Here is a 21,018-nt window from a genome sequence, read left to right on the forward strand (position 1 = left end):
GCCGTTACAGCCGATGGTGGATAACGCCTGGGGCGTTATGCACCCTACGATTCGTCCAGGCCTGGCCTGAACGAACGGAAATCACTTCTTGCCAGCAGCGAACAGCGCGTCGAGCTTCTGCTCGAAGGCGTGGTAGCCGATGCGGTCGTACAGCTCGGCACGGGTCTGCATCAGCTCGATCACGTTCTGCTGGTGGCCTTCCTGGCGGATTGCGGTGTACACGGCTTCGGCGGCCTTGTTGGCGGCGCGGAAGGCCGACAGCGGGTAGAGCTGGATGGCCACGCCGACCGAGGCCAGCTCGTCGCGGGTGAACAGCGGGGTGGCGCCGAACTCGGTGATGTTGGCCAGGATCGGCACGTTCAGCGCATCGACGAAGCGCTTGTAGGTCGGCAGGTCGTAGGCGGCCTCGGCGAAGATGGCATCGGCGCCGGCTTCGACATAACGCTGGCAGCGTTCGATGGCGGCGTCCACCCCTTCGGCCTGGATGGCGTCGGTACGGGCGATCAGGAAGAAGTTCGGGTCGGTCTTGGCATCGGCGGCGGCTTTCACGCGGTCAGCCATTTCCTCGACGGAGACGATTTCCTTGCCCGGACGGTGGCCGCAACGCTTGGCGCCGACCTGGTCTTCGATGTGGGCGGCGGCGGCACCGGCCTTGATGAGGCTCTTCACGGTGCGCTCGATGTTGAAGGCGCTGGGGCCGAAGCCGGTGTCGATGTCCACCAGCAGCGGCAGGTCGCAGACGTCGGTGATGCGACGCACGTCGGTGAGCACGTCATCCAGGGTGTTGATGCCCAGGTCCGGCAGGCCGAGGGAACCCGCCGCCACACCGCCACCGGAGAGGTAGATGGCCTTGAAGCCGGCGCGCTTGGCCAGCAGCGCGTGGTTGGCGTTGATCGCGCCGATCACCTGCAGCGGCTTTTCTTCGGCAAGGGCGTCACGGAAACGTTGGCCGGCGGTCTTGTAGCTCATTGTTCACCTCGTACGTTGGCTGTCTTGGCTTGGGCGTCCAGGTAGTGACGCTCCACATTGCGTTTCGAGGCGCCGATGTGACGGCGCATCAGCAACTCGGCCAGTTCGCCGTCACGATCGGCGATGGCATCGAGAATCCGGTGGTGCTCGGCGAAAGCCTGGCGCGGCCGGTTGGGCGTCGCCGAGAACTGCAGGCGGTACATGCGCACCAGCTGGTACAGCTCGCCGCAGAGCATGCGGGTGAGGGTGCGGTTGCCGCTGCCCTGGATGATCCGGTAGTGGAAGTCGTAGTCGCCTTCCTGCTGGTAGTAGCCGCGCCCGGCCTGGAAGGCCTCGTCACGCTCGTGGGTGTCGAGCACCCGGCGCAGCTCGTCGATCTCTTCCTGGCTCATGCGCTCGGCGGCCAGGCGGCAGGCCATGCCTTCGAGGGATTCGCGGATCTCGTAGAGTTCCAGCAGCTCCTCGTGGCTCAGCGACACCACCCGCGCGCCGACGTGCGGTACGCGCACCAGCAGCTTCTGGCCTTCCAGGCGGTGGATTGCCTCGCGCAGCGGGCCCCGGCTGATGCCGTAGGTGCGCGCCAGCTCCGGCTCGGAAATCTTGCTGCCGGGGGCGATCTCGCCTTTGACGATGGCGGACTGGATCTTGCGGAACACGTGTTCCGAGAGGGTCTCGCTGTCGTCCGAAACCAGGCTTGGCAGAGTCAGGCTATCGTTCATGGTGTCGACAATCTTCTTGATGTGCGGCGAAAGCTACCTCTCCAATGCGCCTTGGTCAATGAAGATTTGATGAAGTGTCGACAATCGTCTAACAGGCCCCTGGGTTTATACCCGTGTGGACAGGTCCGGCGGCGATGCTGTCCGCGAAAATGGCGGATATCCCCTCGTCAGCCGCTGTGCCGGCGCCGCTCAGGCCCGCTAGGATCGGGGGAAAAACGGAGATCGCGTGCATGCAACTCTACGACCGCTATGTGCTGCCCCGGCTGATCGATTTCGCCTGCGGCCTGGGCGATGTGATGAAGCAGCGCTCGCTGCTGGTGCCCCGCGCCCATGGCCGGGTACTGGAGATCGGCATGGGCACCGGGCTGAACCTGTCGTTTTACGATCCGGCGAAAGTGTCGACAATCGTCGGGGTCGACCCCGCGGCGCAGATGCAGAAGCTCGCCCGCGAGCGCGTCGGGCGCATTGGCATTCCGGTGGAGATGGTGGCGCTGGAGCTGGGCGAGATCCGTGCCGACACCGCGAGCTTCGACAGCATCGTCTGCACCTTTACCTTGTGCAGCATTCCCGATGCCGTGGCGGCGCTGAAGGAAATGCGCCGGGTGCTCAAGCCGGGTGGCGAGTTCCTCTTCTGTGAGCACGGCCTGGCCCCGGACGCCAGCGTGCGCGCCTGGCAGCACCGACTGACACCGGTGTGGAAGCCACTGGCCGGTGGCTGTCACCTCGACCGCGACATGCCGGCGTTGATCCAGGCCGGCGGCTTCACGCTGCGCGAGCTGGTCCAGGACTACCTGCCGGGCCCCCGGCCGATGACCTACGTCTACCGCGGCATGGCTGACTGAGCGAACTCAGGCGGCGCGGTGCAGCGGAGTGACGCTGAGGATGTGCGAACTGGCGAGGAACAGGTCCTGTACGGCGCCGCTGGGCGCCTCGCGGCTCTGGCAGTCGTCCAGGCGTACCATGGCGGGCGCATGGCCCTGGTACAGGGCGAGGAAGTCTTCCCGGCTGATGCGGCCACGAAGAATGCGTTGCGGGCGGTAGGGAGACCAGGTCTCCACTTCGACCCAGAGGCTTTCGGGATCGTCATGCATGGCGGATGGTCCGGTGGGAAAAGTAGCGTGCCTACCCTGAGACACCGGACCTGCGCCAAATTCCTCAGGGGGCCCCGATAAATTTGTAGAAAATTATTTTCTCCAGGCCGTGCGCCCTACAGCGACGCGGCATAAGCCGCTGCCCAGTCCCTGGCGAAGGCCTCGAACGGAGTCGCCGTGGTGTTGGCCGGCGAACGTTGCTCCCGTGCCCGTACCCGCCCGTTGTTGATCGCTTCGGCCAGCTCCGCGTAGCAGCCTGCCACGCTGGCGGAGAAGCCGGCCTGTTGCAGGACCCCGGCCAGTTCCTCTGGCGATACCTGGATATAAGGCAGCTGCGGTTTGCCGATGGCGGCGCCGAGCAGGCGGGTGGCCTCGGCGTAGCTGATGTCCCGCTGGCCGAGCACTTCGCGGGTCACCACGCCTTGCCAGTCGCCTTCGAGCAGGGCGTGGCTGGCGGCGGCGGCCACGTCGGCGGTGGCGACCATCGGCACGGGCACGTCCGGCGCCACCGCGTCGCTGTAGCAGTCGTAGGCGCGGACCACTTCCAGCGCGCCATAGAGGTTCTCGAACAGTGCGCCGGAACGCAGCATCAGTACGCTCACCTCTGGCGGCAGCGTGTGCAGGCGCTGCTCCTGGTCATGCATGCTGATGATCGGCCCGCTGCCGGACGGTACGTCCGCCCCGACGCTGCTGAGAAACACCACGCGGCGCACGCCGCTGCGGCGGATGGCCTGCAGGATGGCCTCGCCCTGGGTGGCCTGTTGCTGGCGGTAGTCTTCGGTGTCCGGGCCATAGGCCAGGAGGGTGTAGACCGCCTCGGCGCCCTGGAAGGCCTGGCCGAGGAAGTCGGCATCGTCCGGCTCGCCAACCGCAATCTGCGCGCCGGCGGCGGCCAGCGGGGCGAGGCGTTCGGCGCTGCGGCCGAGGGCGCGGACCGGCACGCCGGCGTTGAGCAGGGTCTGGCAGATTCTCGAACCGGTGCGACCGGTGGCGCCCATTACGGTGATCATGGCGATGTCCTCGTGGAGGGCCTGTCCCGCGGCGCCCGCCGTGGGTTCGTTGGCCTGGGTTCAGTCTCTCGCTGGAGGGCTGGACGGTTAATGCCTGGAGGTCGCCGCTTCATGCTCATTCGTCCAAATGTGCTGGACGATCCACGGGACGAGGGCCAGTCTCGAATCCATGAGCCAGCCTGAAACCCTTCCTGACGCCACCGCCCCCTGGGCCTCCGTCGATCCCCTGGGCGAGGCCCTACACTTCCTGCGCATGAGCGGCACCTTCTACTGTCGCTCGGAATTCACCGCGCCCTGGGGGCTGGACCTGCCGGCCATGCCGCAGTGCCTGATGTTCCATGTGCTGACGGTGGGCAAGTGCTGGCTGGAGGCCGACGGCGCCGAGCCGCGCCGTCTGGTGCCCGGCGACCTGGTGCTGGCGCCCCATGGCGAGGGACATCGATTGGTCAGCGCACCGGGTGAAGCGGCGGCGGGGCTGTTCGACCTGCCGCGCGCCTATGCCAGTGATCGCTACGAGGTGCTGCGCCAAGGCGGGGGCGGCGAGCCGACGGCGATGATCTGTGGCGCGGTGCGTTTCGACCATCCCGCGGCGCTGCAACTGGTGCGTTTGCTGCCGCCTGTGCTGGAGGCGCGGATCAGCGATCCCGGACAGCGCGACTGGCTGCTGAGCACTTTGCGGCTGATGGAGAACGAGGCACGGGCGATGCGTCCGGGCGGGGAAACGGTGATCACCCGCCTGGCCGATATCCTGGTGATCCAGGCCATCCGCGCCTGGATCGAGCAGGACCCGGCGGCGCAGACCGGTTGGCTCGGTGCCCTGCAGGACCGCCAGCTGGGCCGCGCACTCAGTCTGATCCACCGCGAGCCGGCGCGGGCCTGGAGCCTGGCGGCGTTGGCCGGGGCGGCGGCGATGTCGCGCTCGGCGTTCGCCGCGCGCTTCGCCGAGAAGGTCGGGATGCCGGCCATGCACTACGTCACCCGCTGGCGCATGCACGTGGCGCTGGGCTGGCTGCAGGAGCGGGAGATTGCCGTGGCGGAGCTGGCCGAGCGCCTCGGTTACCAGTCCGAGGCGGCGTTCAGCCGGGCGTTCAAGCGTTGTATCGGGGTATCGCCGGGGAGCGTGCGGCGCAGTGCATAAGAGCCTGCCGCTCGCGTCGGCGTTGATTCGTAGGAGCGGACCTCGTCCGCGAAATCCATCGCGGCGGAATTCGTTCTGGCGGGGACACGCGTTGGCGTTGCGCGAGATTGCTCTACGGCATTCAGCCTTCCGTGAGAGAGCGGCGGCGGGACTTCGCGGACAAGGTCCGCTCCTACGACATACATCTGCACTCCGGACGGCCCTCACCCTAACCCTCTCCCAACGGGAGAGGGAACCGTTCGGTGCAGGATGAAACCTTCGTGTCAGTCGGCTCGGACTGCCCCCTCTCCCTGAGGGAGAGGGCTGGGGTGAGGGGGATGCATCGGCACGGACTCCCCGGAAGAAGGCAGTTGCTCCTGCAACGGCGCCGGCGTCAGAGCTGAATATCGTCGCGGATCAGCACGCAGGTGCAGCCGTCGTTGTCTTCGCTCCAGTCGTGCAGGAAGTACATCTGGATCTTGCCGGCGTCCATTACCGCCAGGAAGTCGCCGACTTCCGGAACGAAGAAGCCCGGCGTGCCCGGCTCGGCTTCGGATTCGAGGCGTGCGTTGAAGAACAGCGCCGGGTCGGCGTCGTCGTAGAAGTCTTCGCGTTCGGCGGCGTCCCACTCGGCGGGGGCTTCGAAGGGGCCGAGGAAGAGCACCTTGGCAGTGCCCATGTCCAGCTCTTCGGCGTCCGGATCGTTGTCGTCCGGGCGGTAGACGTCGGCATCCAGCGCGTCGGCGCTGGCGAGGATGGCGCGGCGTGCGGCCATGCGCTGCTGCGGGTCGACGCCGGCATCGGCGCAGAGCTGGTTCCAGAGGATTTCGGCTTGGGTGGACATGGGGGCTCCCGCTCGTGCGGCCGGTGGAAAGGGCGATAGTGTCGGGGACAGTTCCCGGCAGATCAATGGGGCGCGCCGCCGCGTGGCATTACCTTTGTAGGAGCGAGCTTGCTCGCGAACGCTTTCAGGTGGATACCACGGCTTCAGGCAGGTTCGCGAGCAAGCTCGCTCCTACCAAAAGAATTTGCGTTCACTCGCCCTTCAGGCCGTACTTCTTCACCTTGTCGAACAGCGTGGTCTTGGCCATGCCCAGGGCGTGCGCGGCCTGGCTGAGGTTGCCGGCGTGGCGCTCCAGGGCGGTGGACAGCAGGCTCTTCTCGAAGGCCTCCACGGCTTCGGCGAAGCGCGGCTCGCCGGCGTCCGGACCGAGGTTGCCGCCGGCCAGCACCGGCAGGCCGAGGGCGAAGCGTTCGGCGACGTTGCGCAGTTCGCGCACGTTGCCGGGCCAGTCGTGGGCCATCAGGGTGGCGGCGGTGGCGTTGTCGATGACCGGCGCCGGGCGGTCGAAGCGCAGCGAGGACTGCTGCAGGAAGTGTTCGAAGAGCATCAGGATGTCTTCGCGGCGTTCGCGCAGCGGCGGCAGGTTGAGGGTAACCACGTTGAGGCGGTAGTAGAGGTCGCTGCGGAAGCTGCCGTCGCGGCCCATGGCAGCGAGGTCGGACTTGGTGGCGGCGATCACCCGGCAATCCACCCGGATCAGCTCGTTGGAGCCCAGGCGTTCCAGCTGCTGCTCCTGCAGCACGCGCAGCAGCTTGATCTGCAGGTTCAGCGGCATGCTCTCTATTTCGTCGAGGAACAGGCTGCCGCCGTCGGCGTGCTCGATCTTGCCGATGCGGCGCTTGCCGGCGCCGGTGAAGGCGTGGGCTTCGTGGCCGAAGATTTCGCTGTCGATCAGGCTTTCCGGCAGGCCGCCGCAGTTGAGCGCGACGAAGGGCTTGGCCTGGCGCCGGCTGTAGTCGTGCAGGCAGCGGGCGACCAGTTCCTTGCCGGTGCCGGTCTCGCCTTCGATGAGCACATTGGCCGAGGTGTCGGCGACGTTGGTGATCAGCTCGCGCAGCGCCTGCATGGCCGGCGAGCGGCCGATCAGCCGGCTTTCCAGGGCCTGGCGGCCGGCCAACTGGCGGCGCAGCTGGCTGACCTCGCGGGTCAGCGCGCGCTGGGCCAGCGCCCGGCGCGCGGTGTCGACCAGACGTTCGGGGGAGAAGGGTTTCTCCATGAAGTCATAGGCGCCGTCACGCATGGCCTTCACCGCCATGGCGATGTCGCCGTGGCCGGTGATCAGCACCACCGGCAGGCTGGGGTCCAGCGCCTTGAGCTTCTCCAGCAACTGCAGCCCGCCCATGCCGGGCATGCGGATGTCGCTGACGACGATGCCGGGGAAGTCGGCGCCGATCTTCTTCAGCGCTTCCTCGGCGCTGCCCACGCCGTCGCTGTCGATGTCTTCCAGGGCCAGCGCCTGCTGGCAGCCGAGCAGTACGTGCGGGTCGTCCTCGACGATCAGTACGCGCAGGGATTCTTCGCTCATACGGGATTCTCCAGGGCAGGCAGCAGCGGCAGGTAGAGCTCGAAGGCGGTGCCGCCGGCCTCCGGGTAGGCCACGCCCAGGCTGCCGCCGGCGGCGGTGGCGAGGCTGGCCGAAAGGGTCAGGCCCAGGCCCAGGCCGAGTTCGCCGGGCTTGGTGGTGAAGAAGGGTTCGAACAGGTGCGCGCGGGCATCCTGGGGGATGCCGGGGCCGTTGTCGCGTACGATCAGGCGATAGCGGTCGTCACCCTCGATGCGGCCTTCCAGCCAGAGCTGGCGGTCGTCCTGCGGGCTCATGGCGTCCAGGGCGTTGGCGATCAGGTTGACCAGTATCTGCTCCAGGCGGGTCTGGTCGATGGCCAGGCGGGCGTCGGGGAAGTCGCGGTGCAGGCTTACCGGCACCTCCTTGAGGCGCACCTGCAGGACCATCATCGCGGCGTCCACCGCCTTGCCCAGGCTGGCCTGGCCGTGGTCGTCGGCGCGCCGGGCGAAGGCGCGCAGGCTGGCCGTGATGCGACCCATGCGGTCGACCATTTCGTTGATGGCGACCAGGTTGCTGCTGGCGATATCCAGCTTGCCGCGCGCCAGGAAGCGCACGGTGTTGCCCGAGAGGGTGCGCAACGCCGCCAGCGGCTGGTTGAGTTCGTGGGCGATGCTGGTGGACATCTGCCCGATCACCGCCAGCTTGCCGGCCTGCACCAGGCGGTCCTGGGCCTTGCGCAGGGTGTCCTCGGCCTGGCGGCGTTCGCGGATCTGCTCGCGCAGGTGCTGGTTGCTGGCGCGCAGGTCGCTGGTGCGTTCGGCGATGCGTCGCTCCAGGGCGTTGTTGGCCTGCTCCAGTGCCTCGCGGGCGGCGAGGCGGGTGGCGATGACCTTGCGCCGCTCGTTCGAGGCGATCAGCAGGAAGGCCAGCAGGGCAAAGCCCAGCGCGGCGAGCATGCCGTGGATCATGGCTTCGCGGCGCACGTCGTGCAGTGGGCTGAGCAGGGTGAAGTTCCACGAGGTGTCGTTGAGGCGGCGGGTCTGCATCAGGTAGCTGACGGGGTTGTGGCCGTCGGCTTCCGGCGACTGTGGCGGGAAGCTGATTTCCTCCACGCCGTCGCCAAGCGAACGGCGTGTAAGCGGCTGCCATTCGTTGAGCGCCCACCAGTAGTACTGCAGGCTGCGCGCCATGCGTTCCTTGTCGTCGGCGCTGAGCGGGCGCACGGCTTTCAGGCGCAGGGCGGGATCGCTGGAGAGGATGATGATGCCGTTCTCGTCGCTGACGAAGGCTTGCAGGCGGGCTTTCTGCCAGCGCTCTTCGAGCGCATCCATCTTCACCTTGACCACCGCCACGCCGATGATCTGGTCGCCGCTGACCAGACCATGGGCCAGGTAGTAGCCGGGCTCGCCGGTGGTGCTGTCCATGCCGTAGAAGCGCCCCGGGCGGCCGGCCATGGCGTCCTGGAAGTAGGCGCGGAAGGACTGGTCCTCGCCCTGGTAGCTGTCCACGTTCTGCCAGTTGCTGGTGGCCAGCACCCGCCCGGAGGTATCCAGCAGGTAGATGGCGCGGCTGCCGGCGCGGCGGTTCAGGCCTTCGAGGTAGGCGTTGACCAGGTTGCGGTTGTAGGGGGTGGGGTCGAGCAGCAGGCGCGTGACGTTCTTTTCCAGCTCCAGCACGCTGGGCAGGTAGGAGTAGCGGCTCATCTCGCTTTCCACGCCGCGGGCGTGCAGCTCCAGCTGGCGTTCGCCGCTGCCGATCAGGGCGCGGGTGCCGGCGCCATCACTGATCAGGTAGCCGCCGTAGCCGAAGCCCAGGGTGAGCAGGAGCAGCAGGATAGGCAAGAGGAGGTTGCGCAGCAGGCGTGGTTTCACGGTGAGCGGCGGTGGCAATGGGCTGGGAGGGCATTGCATCACAGTCGTCCGGGCCGAACCAGCCCAGTGCCGGGGTGCGGCAATGGACTGGTTCGGATACCACATGGTGCGCGTTCCGGGGATCAGGGTTTGACCACCAGCCCGACGCCGCGGCCACGCGGATCGGAGGCGGTTTCCAGCGACTTGCCGTCGACGCGGATGGCCTGGATGTCACCCATGTTCCAGCCCTGGTCTTCCAGGGTGTAGCCCATGGCCTTCAGCTCGTCGGCGACCTTGCCGGTGAGCGGTGCGTAGGCGTCGAAGTAGAGGGTGTCCTTGGGCAGCAGCTGGTGATGCACGCGCTGCGCGGCCACGGCCTTCTCCAGGGGCAGGTGGTAGTCGTAGACGTTGTTCAGCACCTGGAAGATCGAGGTGAAGATCCGCGAGCCGCCGGGAGTACCCAGCACCAGGCTGACCTTGCCGTCGCGGGTGACGATGCTCGGGCTCATGGAGGAGAGCATGCGCTTGCCCGGCTCGATGGCGTTGGCGTCGCTGCCCACTACGCCGAAGGCGTTGGCCACGCCCGGCTTGGCGCTGAAGTCATCCATCTCGTCGTTGAGCAGGAAGCCGGCGCCCTTGACCACCACGCCGCTGCCGAAGTCCCAGTTCAGGGTGTAGGTGTTGCTGACGGCGTTGCCGTCCTTGTCGACGATGGAGAAGTGCGTGGTCTGGTGCGGCTCCAGGCCCGGACGGACTTTCTCGGTGGGCGAGATGGCGTTCGGGTTGACCTCGGTGGCGCGCTTGGCGATGTACGCCGGGTCGGTCAGCTGGGCCACCGGCACCTTGGAGAAGTCCGGGTCGCCCAGGTAGTCGGCGCGGTCGGCGAACACGCGCTTCTCGATCTCGGCCAGCAGATGGATGTACTTGGCGGAGTTCAGTTCCACACCCTTGAAGTCAGCGGCGCGCTGCTCCTTGATACCGATCAGCTGGGCCAGGGCGATACCGCCGGAGCTGGGCAGCGGCGCGGTGTACAGGCTGTTGCCCTGCCAGTCGATGCGCATCGGTTCGCGCCACTTGGCCTCGTAGCCGGAGAGGTCTTCCTGGGTGATCAGGCCGCCGTCGTGCTTCATCTGCGCGACCAGCAGCTTGGCGGTCTCGCCCTTGTAGAAGTCGTCCGGGCCCTTGTCGGCGATGCGCTCCAGTGTCTTGGCCAGCTCAGGCTGCTTGAAGGTCTGCCCCGGCTTCATGGTGCCAAAGTAGTCGCCGAAGTTGGTCTTGCCGTTGAACAGCGCGATGGCGTCCTGGCGGTACTGGTACTGCTGGTCGGCGACCTTGAAGCCAGTCCTGGCGTAGCCGATGGCCGGGGTCAGCAGTTCGCTCCACTTCAGCTTGCCGAAGCGCTTGTGGGCTTCCCACAGGCCCATCACGGTGCCGGGCACGCCGGCAGCCTTGGTGCCGACCAGGCTGAGGTTCTCGATCACCTCGCCCTTGTCGTTCAGGTACATGGTCTTGGTCGCGGCCTTGGGCGCGATCTCGCGGTAGTCGAGGAAGTACGGCTTGCCGTCGACGTACAGGGTCATGAAGCCGCCGCCGCCGATGTTGCCGGCTTCGGGGTAGGTGACTGCGAGGGTGAAGGCGGTGGCGACCGCAGCGTCGACGGCGTTGCCGCCCTTCTTCAGGATCTCGGCGGCGACCTTGGCGCCGTACTGGTCAGGCGCGGCCACCGCGCCGCCGTCGAGGGTGGCGGCGAAGACCGAGGAGCTGGCGGCGAGGATCGCGACGCCCAGGGGAAGTTTCGTGAAGTGAAGCAGGCGCATGGGTTTTCCTTATTTATTGTTGTGCTTGCGGTGAGGCTGAACGCCCCGGCGAACCGGGGCGTTCGGGTAGAACAAGAAGCTGGATCAGTGCGGCAGGATCTTGGCGAGGAACTGCTGGGTGCGCTCGGCACGGTTCTGCAGGTCGCCGAAGAACTCTTCCTTCGGACAGTCTTCGACGATCTGCCCACGATCCATGAAGATCACCCGGTCGGCGACCTTGCGCGCAAAGCCCATCTCGTGGGTCACGCACATCATGGTCATGCCTTCCTGGGCGAGCTGGACCATCACGTCGAGCACCTCGTTGACCATCTCCGGGTCCAGCGCCGAGGTCGGTTCGTCGAACAGCATGACGATCGGGTCCATGGCCAGCGCGCGGGCGATCGCCACGCGCTGCTGCTGGCCGCCGGAGAGCTGGCCGGGGTGCTTGTGGGCATGGGCCTTGAGGCCGACGCGGTCGAGCAGCTTCATGCCCTTGTCCATCGCCTCTTCCTTGCTCCGGCCCAGGACCTTGCGCTGGGCGATGGTCAGGTTCTCGGTGATGGACAGGTGCGGGAACAGCTCGAAGTGCTGGAACACCATGCCGACGCGCGAGCGCAGTTTCGGCAGGTCGGTCTTGGGGTTGGCGATGGAGGTGCCGTCGACGGTGATGTCGCCCTTCTGGAAGGGTTCCAGCGCGTTGACGCACTTGATCAGGGTCGACTTGCCCGAGCCGGACGGACCGCAGACCACCACCACTTCGCCCTTGGCGACCTGGGTGTTGCAGTCGGTGAGAACCTGGAAGTCGCCGTACCACTTGCTGACGTTATCGATGGAGATCATACGGTTAACCTTTTCTGCAGGCGCTTCACGCCGAAGGACGCGGCGAAGCTGATGACGAAGTAGACGAGACCGGCAAAGATCAGGAACTCATGGGGCTGGCCGATGATGTCGCCACGGGAGCGAGCGGCGTTGAGGAAGTCCATCAGGCCCACCGAGTACACCAGCGAGGTGTCCTGGAACAGGATGATGCTTTGCTGCAGCAGCAGCGGGGTCATCTTGCGGAACGCCTGGGGCAGGATGATCAGGCGCATGGCCTGGCCATAGGTCATGCCCAGGGCGTAGGACGCGCCGATCTGGCCCTTCGGGATGGCCTGGATGCCAGCGCGGACGATCTCGCAGTAGTAGGCCGCCTCGAACATCATGAAGGCCACCAGGCACGAGGTGAACGCACCCACCGGGGTGTCCTGGCCGGTGATCCAGCGCAGGATGAAGGGCACCGCGAAGTAGAACCAGGTGATCACCAGCAGCAGCGGGATCGAGCGGAAGTAGTTCACGTAGAAGCCGGCGATGTTCGACAGCAGCTTGCTGTTGGACAGGCGCATCAGCGCCAGGATGGTGCCCAGCACCACGCCGCCCAGCACGCCCAGCGCCATCAGCTGCAGGGTGGTGAGCATGCCTTCCCACAGGCCGGGGAGGGCGGGGACGATCTGACTGAAGTCCATCATTTACCTCCCACGGAAATCAGGCCCGGTACCGCGACCTTCTTCTCGACCATGCGCATGGACAGCATCAGGCTCATGTTCAGGGTGAAGTAGATCAGCGTGGCCAGGGTGAAGGCCTCGAACAGGTTGGCGCTGAACTCGGCGGTCTGCTTGGTCTGTGCCAGCAGCTCCATGAGGCCGATCAGCGACGCCACCGAGGAGTTCTTGAAGACGTTGAGGAATTCGGAGGTCAGCGGCGGAATGATGATGCGGAAGGCCTGCGGCAGCAGCACGTGGCGGTAGATCGCCGGCAGGCGGAAGCCCATGGCGCTGGCGGCGGCGAGCTGGCCCTTGGGCAGCGCCTGGATGCCGGTGCGCACCTGTTCGCAGACCCGCGCGGCGGTGAACAGGCCCAGGCACACGACGACGCTGACGAAGGCCGAGGTTTCCGGCGCCAGGCCCAGCTTGAACCAGTCCTGGATCGGCTGCGGCAGGTAGTCCGGCACCAGGAAGTACCAGATGAACAGCTGCACCAGCAGCGGCACGTTGCGGAACAGCTCCACGTAGGCGGTGGCGATGCCGGACAGCCAGCGGTTGGGCAGGGTGCGCATCACCCCCAGCAGCGAGCCGAGCGCCAGGGCGATGACCCAGGCCGCGAGCGAGACGGCGATGGTCCAGCCAAGGCCGGTGATGTACCAGTCCAGGTAGCGCTCATCGCCGATCCCGGTGGACTTGAAGAACACGCCCCAGTCCCAGTTGTAGTCCATGTCGGGTTTCCCCTCAGAGTCGTTCACGCTCCGTTGCGCGGAGAGTGAACAGGTATTTGTATTCACGGCACGAAGCCGGAAGCGGGCATGCAGCGGCCCGCCACCCGCGGGTAGCGGGTGTTCCGGCATCGTCATCAGGAGGAGTGGGCCGGGAGCGCAGGGCCTGCGCTCCCGATCCCCCGCGTGGCTGTGCCTTATGGGCGCAGCCGCGCGCGACCGTTACATCTGCTCGGCAGACTTGTCGGTCGGAGTGGCGATCAGCTTCTTGAGCTCATCGCTCATCGGGAAATTGAGGTTCAGGTTCTTCGGCGGGATCGGCTTCATGAACCACTGGTCGTAGATCTTGTTGACTTCACCCGAGGCGAAGGTGTCGGCGATGGCCTTGTCGACCACCTTCTTGAACGGTGCGTCGCCCTTGCGGACCATGCACGCGTAGATTTCGTAGGACTGCGGCTTGCCGACCACGTGCCAGTCGGCCGGGTTCTTGGCCTTGGCCATTTCGCCGTAGAGCAGCGCGTCGTCCATCATGAAGGCCACGGCGCGGCCGGATTCGAGCATCAGGAAGGACTCGCCGTGGTCCTTGGCCGAGATGATGTTCATGCCCATCTTCTTCTCGGCGTTCATCTGCTTGAGCAGGCGCTCGGAGGTGGTGCCGGCGGTGGTCACCACGTTCTTGCCGTTCAGGTCGGCGAAATCGTTGATGCCCGAGGTGGTCTTGGTCAGCAGGCGAGTGCCGACTTCGAAGATGCCGACGGAGAAGTCGACCTGCTTCTGGCGCTCCAGGTTGTTGGTGGTGGAGCCGCACTCGATGTCCACGGTGCCGTTCTGCACCAGCGGGATACGGGTCTGGGAGGTGACCAGGTTGTAGCGCACCTTCAGGTCCGGCAGGTTCAGCTCTTTCTTCAGGGCTTCGACGACCTTCAGCTGCAGGTCATGGGAGTAGCCCACTGGCTGGCGCGGATCGGTGGCGAGGTAGGAGAAGGGGATGGACGCGTCACGGTGGCCGAGGACGACGGTGCCGGAGTCCTTGATCTTCTTCAGGGTACCGGTGAGCTCTTCAGCGACGACGGGAGTGGCGAGCAGGGCTGCGACAATGGCGGCGCCCAACGCACGGGGTGCGAAACGCATGGAATCTACCTCGACTGGTTGTGTTTGTTATTCAGTCCTGCGACTGGCGAGGGGTAGCCATGCCGCATGCTCGGGATTGACAGGAGCAGGCTCTGTGCCAACTTCTGCACCTGTTTTTAAGTGACTGAATATAAAGGATATTTTGATTTATAGCCGAGACTGGTGCGTGGCGCGCTGTTCGGTAATCCGGATATTCGACGAATTCACGTTCGGAAATCCGAACGATTGCTGCCGGAGCTTCGCCTGGGAACTTTGCCTGGAGGCCGCGCCAGTGTCGGAACCGCCGGAGCGAGGCGGCGGTTCCAGGGGGAGTGGCTTCAGTCCTGGTCGCTGGCCTGTGCGGCGGCGAGTCCCTCGCGGCGCAACAGCTCGCGCTTGCGCGGCAGCCCCCAGCGGTAGCCGCCTTCACCGGTACCGCCGACCACCCGGTGGCAGGGCACCAGCAGGCCGACATTGTTGCTGGCGCAGGCGCGGGCGATGGCGCGGGGATGGCTGCCCAACTGTTCGGCCAGCTCGCCGTAGCGCCGCGTTTCGCCGCTGGGGATGCGCGTGAGGGCGCGCCAGACGCGCAGCTGGAAGGCGCTGCCGTGCAGGTCCAGCGGCAGGTGGGCGGCCTGTTCGGGCTCCGCCAGCTGCGCCAGGACCTGCTGCAGCCAGTCGCCCAGACCCGCATCGTCGCGCACGCGCTCGGCGGCGCCGAAACGCTCGGCCAGTTGTTGTTCCAGCTCGCTGGCCTCGTCGGCGAACAGCAAGGCGCAGACGCCCTTGTCGGTAGCCGCCAGCAGCATCTGTCCGAGCGGGCAGGGTGCGATGACGTAGCGCAGGCGTTCTCCTGCACCTTTTTGCCGGCGCTGCGCCGGGGTCAGCGGGGTGGCGCTTTCGTAGAGGGCGCGGGTCCCGGAGTAGCCGGCTTCCAACGCCGCATCCAGTACCGAGCGCGCTTGCGGCAGGGCGGCGGCCAGGCGCTGTTCGCGGCGTGACTCGGCCCAGGCGCGCGGGGTCAGGCCGGTGCGTGCCTTGAAGGCGCGGGCCAGGTGCGAGGCGGAGAGACCGATGCGGCCAGCCAGTTCGTCCAGGGTCAGTGGCTTCTCCGCGCGGTCGAGCAGGTCGCAGGCCGCGGCGACCAGTGCATCCAGCTGCTCGCGGGGGCTCGGGCCGTTCGGCGAGCAGCGCTTGCACGGGCGGAAACCGGCGGCCTCGGCGGCGGCCGGGCTTTCGTGGAAGGCCACATTGCCACGCGAAGGCCGGCGGGCCGGGCAATTGGGGCGGCAGTAGACGCCGGTGGAGCGCACGCTGAAGACGAAGCGCCCCTCGAAGTGCGCGTCCCGCTCGCAGACGGCCTGCCAGCAACGCTCAGGGTTCAGTTCGAGGCTCATCATGGTGGGTCTCCATGGAATTCGGCGATGGGGAAATTGTCTGTCCGCCGTTGCGGGCGGGCAATCCGCATCGCGTTTTCAAACTGCGGGCTACGCTTGCCGATGTCCGCCTTCAGAGAGCGTTGCCTTGCTGCGATTCTGCTTCTGCTGCCTGCTGCTCGTCACGCTGTATGCCCCGGTGCATGCGGCGAGCCTTGCGTTGAACGAACAGGAACGGGCCTTCGTCAGTGCCCACGAGCCGATCCGCGTCGGCCTGTTCCGCGCCGGTTGGCCGCCATTCGAGGTGATCGACGAGTTCGACCAGTTCCACGGTATCAGCGCCGACTACCTGCAGTTGATTTCCGAGCGCCTGGGCATGCAGGTCCGGCCGGTGATCTACAACACCTGGGAAGACGTGCTGGCCGCCGTGCATGCCGGCGAGGTGGACCTGGTGCCGTCGGTGGCGATGACCGAGGAGCGCAAGCGCTTCCTCAGTTTCAGCCAGCCGTACCTGTTGACCAGCAGCCTGATCTTCGCCCGCCGCGACAGCACCATCCGCGTGCTCGACGACCTGTCCGGGCGGCGGGTGGCGGTGGAGCAGGGTTATGCCGTGCAGGAGCTGCTGACGAAGGCCGTGCCTGGCGTCGTCTTCGTGGTCAGCGACGATTCCTCCAGCGCCTTGAAGGCGGTTTCCACCGGCAAGGCCGATGCCTATGTAGGCAACCTGATCACCTCCACTTACCTGATCGAGAAACTGAGCCTGAGCAACCTGGAAGTCCGGGGCGACAGCGGCCTGGGCAACAGTCAGGTGCGCTTCGCCGTGCGCAAGGAACTGGAGCCGCTGGTACCGTTGCTCGACCGCGCCCTGGGCAACATCAGTCGCAGCGAGGAGGAGGCGATCCAGGCGCGCTGGCTGCCGTCTCTGAACGTGTTCGACTGGATGCACCTGTTGCAGATCGCCTGGCCCTGGGTGGTGGGTGTGCTCGCCCTGCTGGCCTTCGTCCTGGTGTGGAACCGGCGGCTGTCGATCCAGGTCGCCGAGCGCGCCCGTGCCGAAGCCGAGGAGCGCCGCCAGCGCAGCACGCTGCTGGCGCTGATCAACGCGATCCCCGACCCGATCTGGTTCAAGGACACCCAGGGCCGCTACCTGGGGGTCAACCAGGCGTTCGCCGACTGCCTGGGGCGTCGCCCGGACGAGATCGTCGGGCGCAGCGACCGCCAGCTGTTCAGCCGCACTGCCGCCGCCGGCCGGCACGACCGCGACCACCAGGCGCTGACCGGCAGCGGGCCCTATGCCAGCGAGGGTTGGGTGATCTACCCGGATGGCCGGCAGGTGCTGTTCGATACCCTGCGCAGCGCGTTCCAGGATGACCACGGGCGCCTGCTGGGGCTGGTCGGCGTGAGCCGCGACGTCACCGCGCGCAAGTCCACCGAAGTCGCCCTGGCCCAGGCCCGCGACCTCGCTGAGGAGGCCGCGCAGCTCAAGAGCGACTTCCTGGCCAACATGAGCCACGAAATCCGCACGCCGCTGAACATCATCATCGGCCTTGCCCACCTGCTGCAGGAAACCACCCTGGACGAGCAGCAGCTGGACTACCTGGGCAAGATCCAGGGCTCGGGTCAGTACCTGCTGGAGCTGATCAGCGACATCCTCGACCTGTCGCGGGTGGAAGCCGGCAAGCTGGAGTTCGAGCACATCGATTTCGACCTTGAACGCATGCTCGGCGAGTTGTTCGACCTGCTCAGCATCCGCGCGGCGAGCAAGGGGCTCGCGGTGCGCTGCGAGATCGACCCGCGGGTGCCGGCCAAGGTGGTGGGCGACTCGCTGCGCCTGCGGCAGATCCTGATGAACTACGCCAACAACGCGCTGAAGTTCACCGAGCACGGCGAGGTGGTGCTGGTCGTCGAACTGGAGGAGGAAGACGAGGACAGCCTGCAGCTGTACTTCGGCCTGCGCGATACCGGCATTGGCATCTCCCCGGCGCAGCAGGGCCGGCTGTTCGAGTCGTTCCGCCAGGCCGACAGCTCGATCACCCGGCGCTACGGCGGCTCCGGTCTGGGGCTGGCGATCTGCAAGCGGTTGGCCGAGGCGATGGGCGGCAGCGTCGGCGTGGAAAGCGAGGCGGGGCAGGGCAGCCTGTTCTGGTGCCGCCTGCCGATGGGACGGGTGGACGATGCGGCGGAAGTGAACCTGGACAGCATCAGCCATGCCGCGCCCCCGCTCCCCGAGCCAGCGGCAAAGACGGTGGCGCCCGCGCCGACCTCCAGCGGCGACGGGGTCGAGGTTGAGCGCGTCTGCCGGCGCCTGGCGCAGTTGCTGGCGGCCGACGACCCGCGTGCCGGGCGTTTGCTGGGCGAGCGTGCAAGCCTGCTGCGCAGCGTCTTCAATGAGGGATACGAGGGCATCGCGACGAACGTCAGGCGCTTCGAGTTCGAACGCGCCCTGGAGCATCTGGTGAATCTCGCGAGGGAGTGCGATATCAGGATCTGAACGCCGGCGCGGATGAATGGTCCGATCCGGCGCCGCGTGGCAGTCTGAACAATTAGAGGGGAATGCGATGGATAGCATGCTGGACCGGCCCGAACAGGAGCTGATCCTGGTGGTGGATGACCAGCCGGACAACCTGATGCTCATGAGCGAGCTGCTCATGGATCGCTATCAGGTGCGCGTCGCCTCCAGCGGCGCCAAGGCGCTGCGCCTGGTGCAGAGCGATCCGCGCCCGGACCTGGTGCTGCTCGACATCATGATGCCGGAGATGGACGGCTACGAGGTCTGCCGCCAACTCAAGGGCGACCCGGCTACCCGTGACATCCCGGTGATCTTCCTCACCGGCATGGTCAACGCCGCCGATGAGCAGAAGGGCCTGGACCTGGGAGCAGTGGACTACATCACCAAGCCGATCAGCCCGCCGGTGACTCTGGCGCGCATCCGCGCGCACCTCAACCTCAAGGCCAACGCCGACTTCCTGCGCGACAAGAGCGAGTACCTGGAGCTGGAAGTGCGCCGCCGCGCCCGCGAACTGCAAGCCATCCAGGACGCCACGCTGGAGGCCATGGCGACCCTCTGCGACCTGCGCGACAACGCCCACAGCCAGCACCTGGTACGCATCGAGCATTACATGCGCCTGCTGGGCAGCACCCTGGCGCTGCGCAACGAGTTCTCCAACGAGCTCTCGGTGGAAAACATCGAACTGCTGGCGCGCTCGGCGCAGTTGCACGATATCGGCAAGGTCGCGGTGCCCGACCGCATCCTGCACCACCCCGGCCAGCTCGACGAGGCTGACCAGGCGATCATGCAAAGCCACACCACGGTGGGGCACGACGCCCTGGCGGCGGCCGAGCGCAAGCTGGGCTATCCGGCCGACTTCCTGCGCTATGCCAAGGAGATCGCCCGCAGTCACCATGAGCGCTGGGACGGCGCGGGGTATCCGGAAGGCCTCTCCGGCGAACGTATTCCGATGGCCGCGCGAATGCTGACGCTGATCGACTGCTACGACGAGATGACCAGTCGCCACGCCTACCGCACCTCGCTGGGCCCGGACGAAGCGGCGGCGAAGATCAAGGCCGGCGCCGGCAGCCAGTTCGACCCGCGCATGGTGGAGGCCTTCAGCGAAGCCGCCGAAGGCTTCGCCAGCATCGCCCTGCGCTACGCCGACAGCGACGAGGCCCTGGGGCTGGAATTGCTGCGCCTGGAGGACGCTGTGATCGAAAACATCGAACTGACGCCGCCCGCCCCCTGATGGCGCTGGGCGACTGCCGGGGATTGCCGTATAAGGTGCGCAGCGCCCGTAGAGAGGTATGCCAGGAAGCCCGATGAAGACCCCGAAACGCATTGAGCCGCTGATCGAAGACGGACTGATCGACGAAGTGTTGCGACCGCTGATGAGTGGCAAGGAAGCAGCGGTCTATGTGGTGCGCTGCGGCGATGAGCTGCGCTGCGCCAAGGTCTACAAGGAAGCCAACAAGCGCAGCTTCCGCCAGGCCGCCGAGTACCAGGAAGGGCGCAAGGTGCGCAACAGCCGCCAGGCGCGCGCCATGGCCAAGGGCAGCAAGTACGGCCGCAAGGAACAGGAGGAGGCCTGGCAGAACGCCGAGGTCGCCGCGCTGTTCCGCCTGGCCAATGCCGGCGTGCGGGTGCCCAAGCCCTACGACTTCCTCGACGGCGTGCTGTTGATGGAAATGATCGCCGACGAGGACGGCGATGCCGCACCACGCTTGAACGACGTGGTGATGGAGCCGGAGTTGGCGCGCGAATTCCACGCCTTCCTGATCCGCCAGATCGTGATGATGCTCTGCGCCGGCCTGGTGCATGGCGACCTGTCCGAGTTCAACGTGCTGGTAGGGCCGGATGGCCCGGTGATCATCGACCTGCCCCAGGCGGTGGACGCCGCCGGCAACAACCACGCCTTCCGCATGCTGGAGCGTGACGTGGGCAACATGGCCGCCTACTTCGGCCGCTTCGCCCCGGAACTGAAGTACACCCACTACGCCAAGGAAATGTGGGCGCTTTACGAGGAAGGGAAACTGCTGCCGGATACCCCGCTGACCGGCCATTTCGACGATCCCGAGGACGAAGCGGACGTCGACTCCGTACTGCGCGAAATCGCCGACGCCCTGCGCGAACAGGCCCGCCGCGAGGCCGGTCGCGCCGCCCAGGACACGCCGCAGACCCGCGACGAACCGCCGCCTCCGCCGTGGGAGCAGGCTTGATCGGGTTGAACGACCCTTCTGACATCCTGACGCTGATCGCGGCCCAGCCCGAGCGCATGCGCCTGCTGCGCGGCGTGCGCGATCACGGCCCGGCCGACGCCTGGATCGGCGCCGGCTTCGTGCGCAATGCCGTGTGGGATGCGTTGCACGGCTATATCGACCCGACGCCGCTGGCCGATGTGGATGTGCTGTATTTCGCCGAAGACTGCCTGGACGCCGAAGCGGACGACACCTGGGAGCGCCGCTTGCGGGAGGCTTGCCCGGGCGCGCCCTGGTCGGTGCGCAACCAGGCACGCATGCATTTGCGCAATGGCGATAGAGCTTACCGGGATTGCGCCGACGCACTGCGGCACTGGGCGGAAGTCTGCACGGCGGTGGCGGTGCGTTTGCGTGGCGACGCGCTGGAATTGCTGGCACCGTTGGGCGTCGACGATCTGCTGAACCTGCGTGTTCGGCCAACCGAACGCTTCCGCACGAAGCCCGAAATATACCGCGAGCGCCTCGCCGCCAAGAACTGGCTGACCCACTGGCCCAACCTGCAGATCGAGCTCCTGTAATTGTCCTTATCCGGGAAGTCTGTGCCTGGGCTTTCCCCCACACCCTACGAGAGCAAAAGCCCTGACGCTCTGTTTGCCCCCGGCTTCAGGGCCTTCCGAGTCCAGCCCGGTCGCGGCGAC

The 21,018-nt window shown here is 66.6% G+C and carries 19 protein-coding genes; 6 read left to right on the forward strand and 13 right to left on the reverse strand.

The window, feature by feature from the left end; translation table 11 throughout:
* Positions 1-81: 81 nt before the first annotated feature.
* Positions 82-969, reverse strand: coding sequence for a methylisocitrate lyase (gene prpB, locus O6P39_RS04235; protein WP_275610177.1), 888 nt, complete (start codon positions 967-969; stop codon positions 82-84).
* Complete coding sequence (locus tag O6P39_RS04240) at positions 966-1,688, reverse strand: GntR family transcriptional regulator (RefSeq protein ID WP_275610178.1); 723 nt, start codon at positions 1,686-1,688, stop codon at positions 966-968. The genes prpB and O6P39_RS04240 overlap by 4 nt, the downstream gene beginning before the upstream one ends.
* Positions 1,689-1,864: 176 nt before the next feature.
* Between O6P39_RS04240 and O6P39_RS04245 the strand changes: the two genes are divergently transcribed.
* Positions 1,865-2,530 (forward strand): class I SAM-dependent methyltransferase, encoded by a 666-nt coding sequence (locus O6P39_RS04245; RefSeq protein ID WP_275611882.1) that lies wholly within the window; start codon positions 1,865-1,867, stop codon positions 2,528-2,530.
* A 6-nt stretch (positions 2,531-2,536) separates the two neighbouring features.
* Here the strand turns inward: O6P39_RS04245 and O6P39_RS04250 are convergent, their stop codons facing one another.
* Together O6P39_RS04250 and O6P39_RS04255 are read right to left on the reverse strand one after the other, a co-directional pair.
* On the reverse strand, positions 2,537-2,779 hold the full coding sequence (locus O6P39_RS04250) for a hypothetical protein (RefSeq protein WP_275610179.1): 243 nt from the start codon (positions 2,777-2,779) through the stop codon (positions 2,537-2,539).
* A 116-nt stretch (positions 2,780-2,895) separates the two neighbouring features.
* Positions 2,896-3,789: an NAD(P)H-binding protein gene (locus O6P39_RS04255; RefSeq protein WP_275610180.1), complete on the reverse strand. Its 894-nt coding sequence runs from the start codon at positions 3,787-3,789 to the stop codon at positions 2,896-2,898.
* A gap of 169 nt (positions 3,790-3,958) precedes the next feature.
* On the opposite strand from O6P39_RS04255, the gene O6P39_RS04260 reads away from it, so the two are divergent.
* Positions 3,959-4,927, forward strand: a complete 969-nt coding sequence (locus O6P39_RS04260) for an AraC family transcriptional regulator (protein WP_275610181.1) — start codon at positions 3,959-3,961, stop codon at positions 4,925-4,927.
* Between the two features lie 373 nt (positions 4,928-5,300).
* Here O6P39_RS04260 and O6P39_RS04265 read toward each other — a convergent pair whose 3' ends face one another.
* From O6P39_RS04265 to ada, 9 genes are all read right to left on the reverse strand, one after another.
* Positions 5,301-5,750, reverse strand: coding sequence for a hypothetical protein (locus tag O6P39_RS04265; RefSeq protein ID WP_275610182.1), 450 nt, complete (start codon positions 5,748-5,750; stop codon positions 5,301-5,303).
* Between the two features lie 190 nt (positions 5,751-5,940).
* Positions 5,941-7,224, reverse strand: coding sequence for a sigma-54 dependent transcriptional regulator (locus O6P39_RS04270; protein ID WP_275611883.1), 1,284 nt, complete (start codon positions 7,222-7,224; stop codon positions 5,941-5,943).
* Positions 7,225-7,271: 47 nt separating this feature from the next.
* On the reverse strand, positions 7,272-9,164 hold the full coding sequence (locus O6P39_RS04275; RefSeq protein ID WP_275610183.1) for an ATP-binding protein: 1,893 nt from the start codon (positions 9,162-9,164) through the stop codon (positions 7,272-7,274).
* An 83-nt stretch (positions 9,165-9,247) separates the two neighbouring features.
* Positions 9,248-10,921 carry a gamma-glutamyltransferase gene (gene ggt, locus O6P39_RS04280; protein ID WP_275610184.1) on the reverse strand — a complete coding sequence of 558 codons (1,674 nt, stop codon included), beginning with the start codon at positions 10,919-10,921 and terminating at the stop codon, positions 9,248-9,250.
* Positions 10,922-11,005: 84 nt separating this feature from the next.
* Positions 11,006-11,740, reverse strand: coding sequence for an amino acid ABC transporter ATP-binding protein (locus O6P39_RS04285; RefSeq protein WP_275610185.1), 735 nt, complete (start codon positions 11,738-11,740; stop codon positions 11,006-11,008).
* Positions 11,737-12,405: an ABC transporter permease subunit gene (locus tag O6P39_RS04290; RefSeq protein WP_275610186.1), complete on the reverse strand. Its 669-nt coding sequence runs from the start codon at positions 12,403-12,405 to the stop codon at positions 11,737-11,739. The genes O6P39_RS04285 and O6P39_RS04290 overlap by 4 nt, the downstream gene beginning before the upstream one ends.
* The gene (locus tag O6P39_RS04295) at positions 12,402-13,148 is read right to left on the reverse strand and encodes an amino acid ABC transporter permease (RefSeq protein WP_275610187.1); all 747 of its coding nucleotides are present in this window, start codon (positions 13,146-13,148) and stop codon (positions 12,402-12,404) included. Before O6P39_RS04295 ends, O6P39_RS04290 begins: the two co-directional genes overlap by 4 nt.
* Positions 13,149-13,367: 219 nt before the next feature.
* Entirely contained in the window at positions 13,368-14,276 is a 909-nt protein-coding gene (locus tag O6P39_RS04300; RefSeq protein WP_275610188.1) for a glutamate/aspartate ABC transporter substrate-binding protein, read from the reverse strand.
* 317 nt (positions 14,277-14,593) lie between these two features.
* Complete coding sequence (gene ada / locus O6P39_RS04305; protein ID WP_275610189.1) at positions 14,594-15,655, reverse strand: bifunctional DNA-binding transcriptional regulator/O6-methylguanine-DNA methyltransferase Ada; 1,062 nt, start codon at positions 15,653-15,655, stop codon at positions 14,594-14,596.
* 124 nt (positions 15,656-15,779) lie between these two features.
* Here ada and O6P39_RS04310 point away from each other — a divergent pair, with 124 nt between their 5' ends.
* From O6P39_RS04310 to O6P39_RS04325, 4 genes are all read left to right on the forward strand, one after another.
* Positions 15,780-18,122, forward strand: coding sequence for a transporter substrate-binding domain-containing protein (locus tag O6P39_RS04310; protein WP_275610190.1), 2,343 nt, complete (start codon positions 15,780-15,782; stop codon positions 18,120-18,122).
* A 67-nt stretch (positions 18,123-18,189) separates the two neighbouring features.
* Positions 18,190-19,371 (forward strand): two-component system response regulator, encoded by a 1,182-nt coding sequence (locus O6P39_RS04315; protein ID WP_275610191.1) that lies wholly within the window; start codon positions 18,190-18,192, stop codon positions 19,369-19,371.
* A 73-nt stretch (positions 19,372-19,444) separates the two neighbouring features.
* Positions 19,445-20,341, forward strand: coding sequence for a PA4780 family RIO1-like protein kinase (locus tag O6P39_RS04320; RefSeq protein ID WP_275610192.1), 897 nt, complete (start codon positions 19,445-19,447; stop codon positions 20,339-20,341).
* Positions 20,342-20,397: 56 nt separating this feature from the next.
* Positions 20,398-20,898, forward strand: coding sequence for a nucleotidyltransferase family protein (locus O6P39_RS04325; protein ID WP_275611884.1), 501 nt, complete (start codon positions 20,398-20,400; stop codon positions 20,896-20,898).
* Positions 20,899-21,018 lie beyond the last annotated feature (120 nt).

Source organism: Pseudomonas sp. PSE14, from assembly GCF_029203285.1.
Classification (GTDB): domain Bacteria; phylum Pseudomonadota; class Gammaproteobacteria; order Pseudomonadales; family Pseudomonadaceae; genus Pseudomonas.

Bases quoted from the DNA above. Each gene is read 5' to 3' on its own strand.
- prpB (WP_275610177.1), bottom strand. From the start codon at position 969: ATGAGCTACAAGACCGCCGGCCAACGTTTCCGTGACGCCCTTGCCGAA.
- O6P39_RS04240 (WP_275610178.1), bottom strand. From the start codon at position 1,688: ATGAACGATAGCCTGACTCTGCCAAGCCTGGTTTCGGACGACAGCGAG.
- O6P39_RS04250 (WP_275610179.1), bottom strand. From the start codon at position 2,779: ATGCATGACGATCCCGAAAGCCTCTGGGTCGAAGTGGAGACCTGGTCT.
- O6P39_RS04255 (WP_275610180.1), bottom strand. From the start codon at position 3,789: ATGATCACCGTAATGGGCGCCACCGGTCGCACCGGTTCGAGAATCTGC.
- O6P39_RS04260 (WP_275610181.1), top strand. From the start codon at position 3,959: ATGAGCCAGCCTGAAACCCTTCCTGACGCCACCGCCCCCTGGGCCTCC.
- O6P39_RS04265 (WP_275610182.1), bottom strand. From the start codon at position 5,750: ATGTCCACCCAAGCCGAAATCCTCTGGAACCAGCTCTGCGCCGATGCC.
- O6P39_RS04275 (WP_275610183.1), bottom strand. From the start codon at position 9,164: ATGCAATGCCCTCCCAGCCCATTGCCACCGCCGCTCACCGTGAAACCA.
- ggt (WP_275610184.1), bottom strand. From the start codon at position 10,921: ATGCGCCTGCTTCACTTCACGAAACTTCCCCTGGGCGTCGCGATCCTC.
- O6P39_RS04285 (WP_275610185.1), bottom strand. From the start codon at position 11,740: ATGATCTCCATCGATAACGTCAGCAAGTGGTACGGCGACTTCCAGGTT.
- O6P39_RS04290 (WP_275610186.1), bottom strand. From the start codon at position 12,405: ATGATGGACTTCAGTCAGATCGTCCCCGCCCTCCCCGGCCTGTGGGAA.
- O6P39_RS04295 (WP_275610187.1), bottom strand. From the start codon at position 13,148: ATGGACTACAACTGGGACTGGGGCGTGTTCTTCAAGTCCACCGGGATC.
- O6P39_RS04300 (WP_275610188.1), bottom strand. From the start codon at position 14,276: ATGCGTTTCGCACCCCGTGCGTTGGGCGCCGCCATTGTCGCAGCCCTG.
- ada (WP_275610189.1), bottom strand. From the start codon at position 15,655: ATGATGAGCCTCGAACTGAACCCTGAGCGTTGCTGGCAGGCCGTCTGC.
- O6P39_RS04315 (WP_275610191.1), top strand. From the start codon at position 18,190: ATGGATAGCATGCTGGACCGGCCCGAACAGGAGCTGATCCTGGTGGTG.
- O6P39_RS04320 (WP_275610192.1), top strand. From the start codon at position 19,445: ATGAAGACCCCGAAACGCATTGAGCCGCTGATCGAAGACGGACTGATC.
- O6P39_RS04325 (WP_275611884.1), top strand. From the start codon at position 20,398: ATGCGCCTGCTGCGCGGCGTGCGCGATCACGGCCCGGCCGACGCCTGG.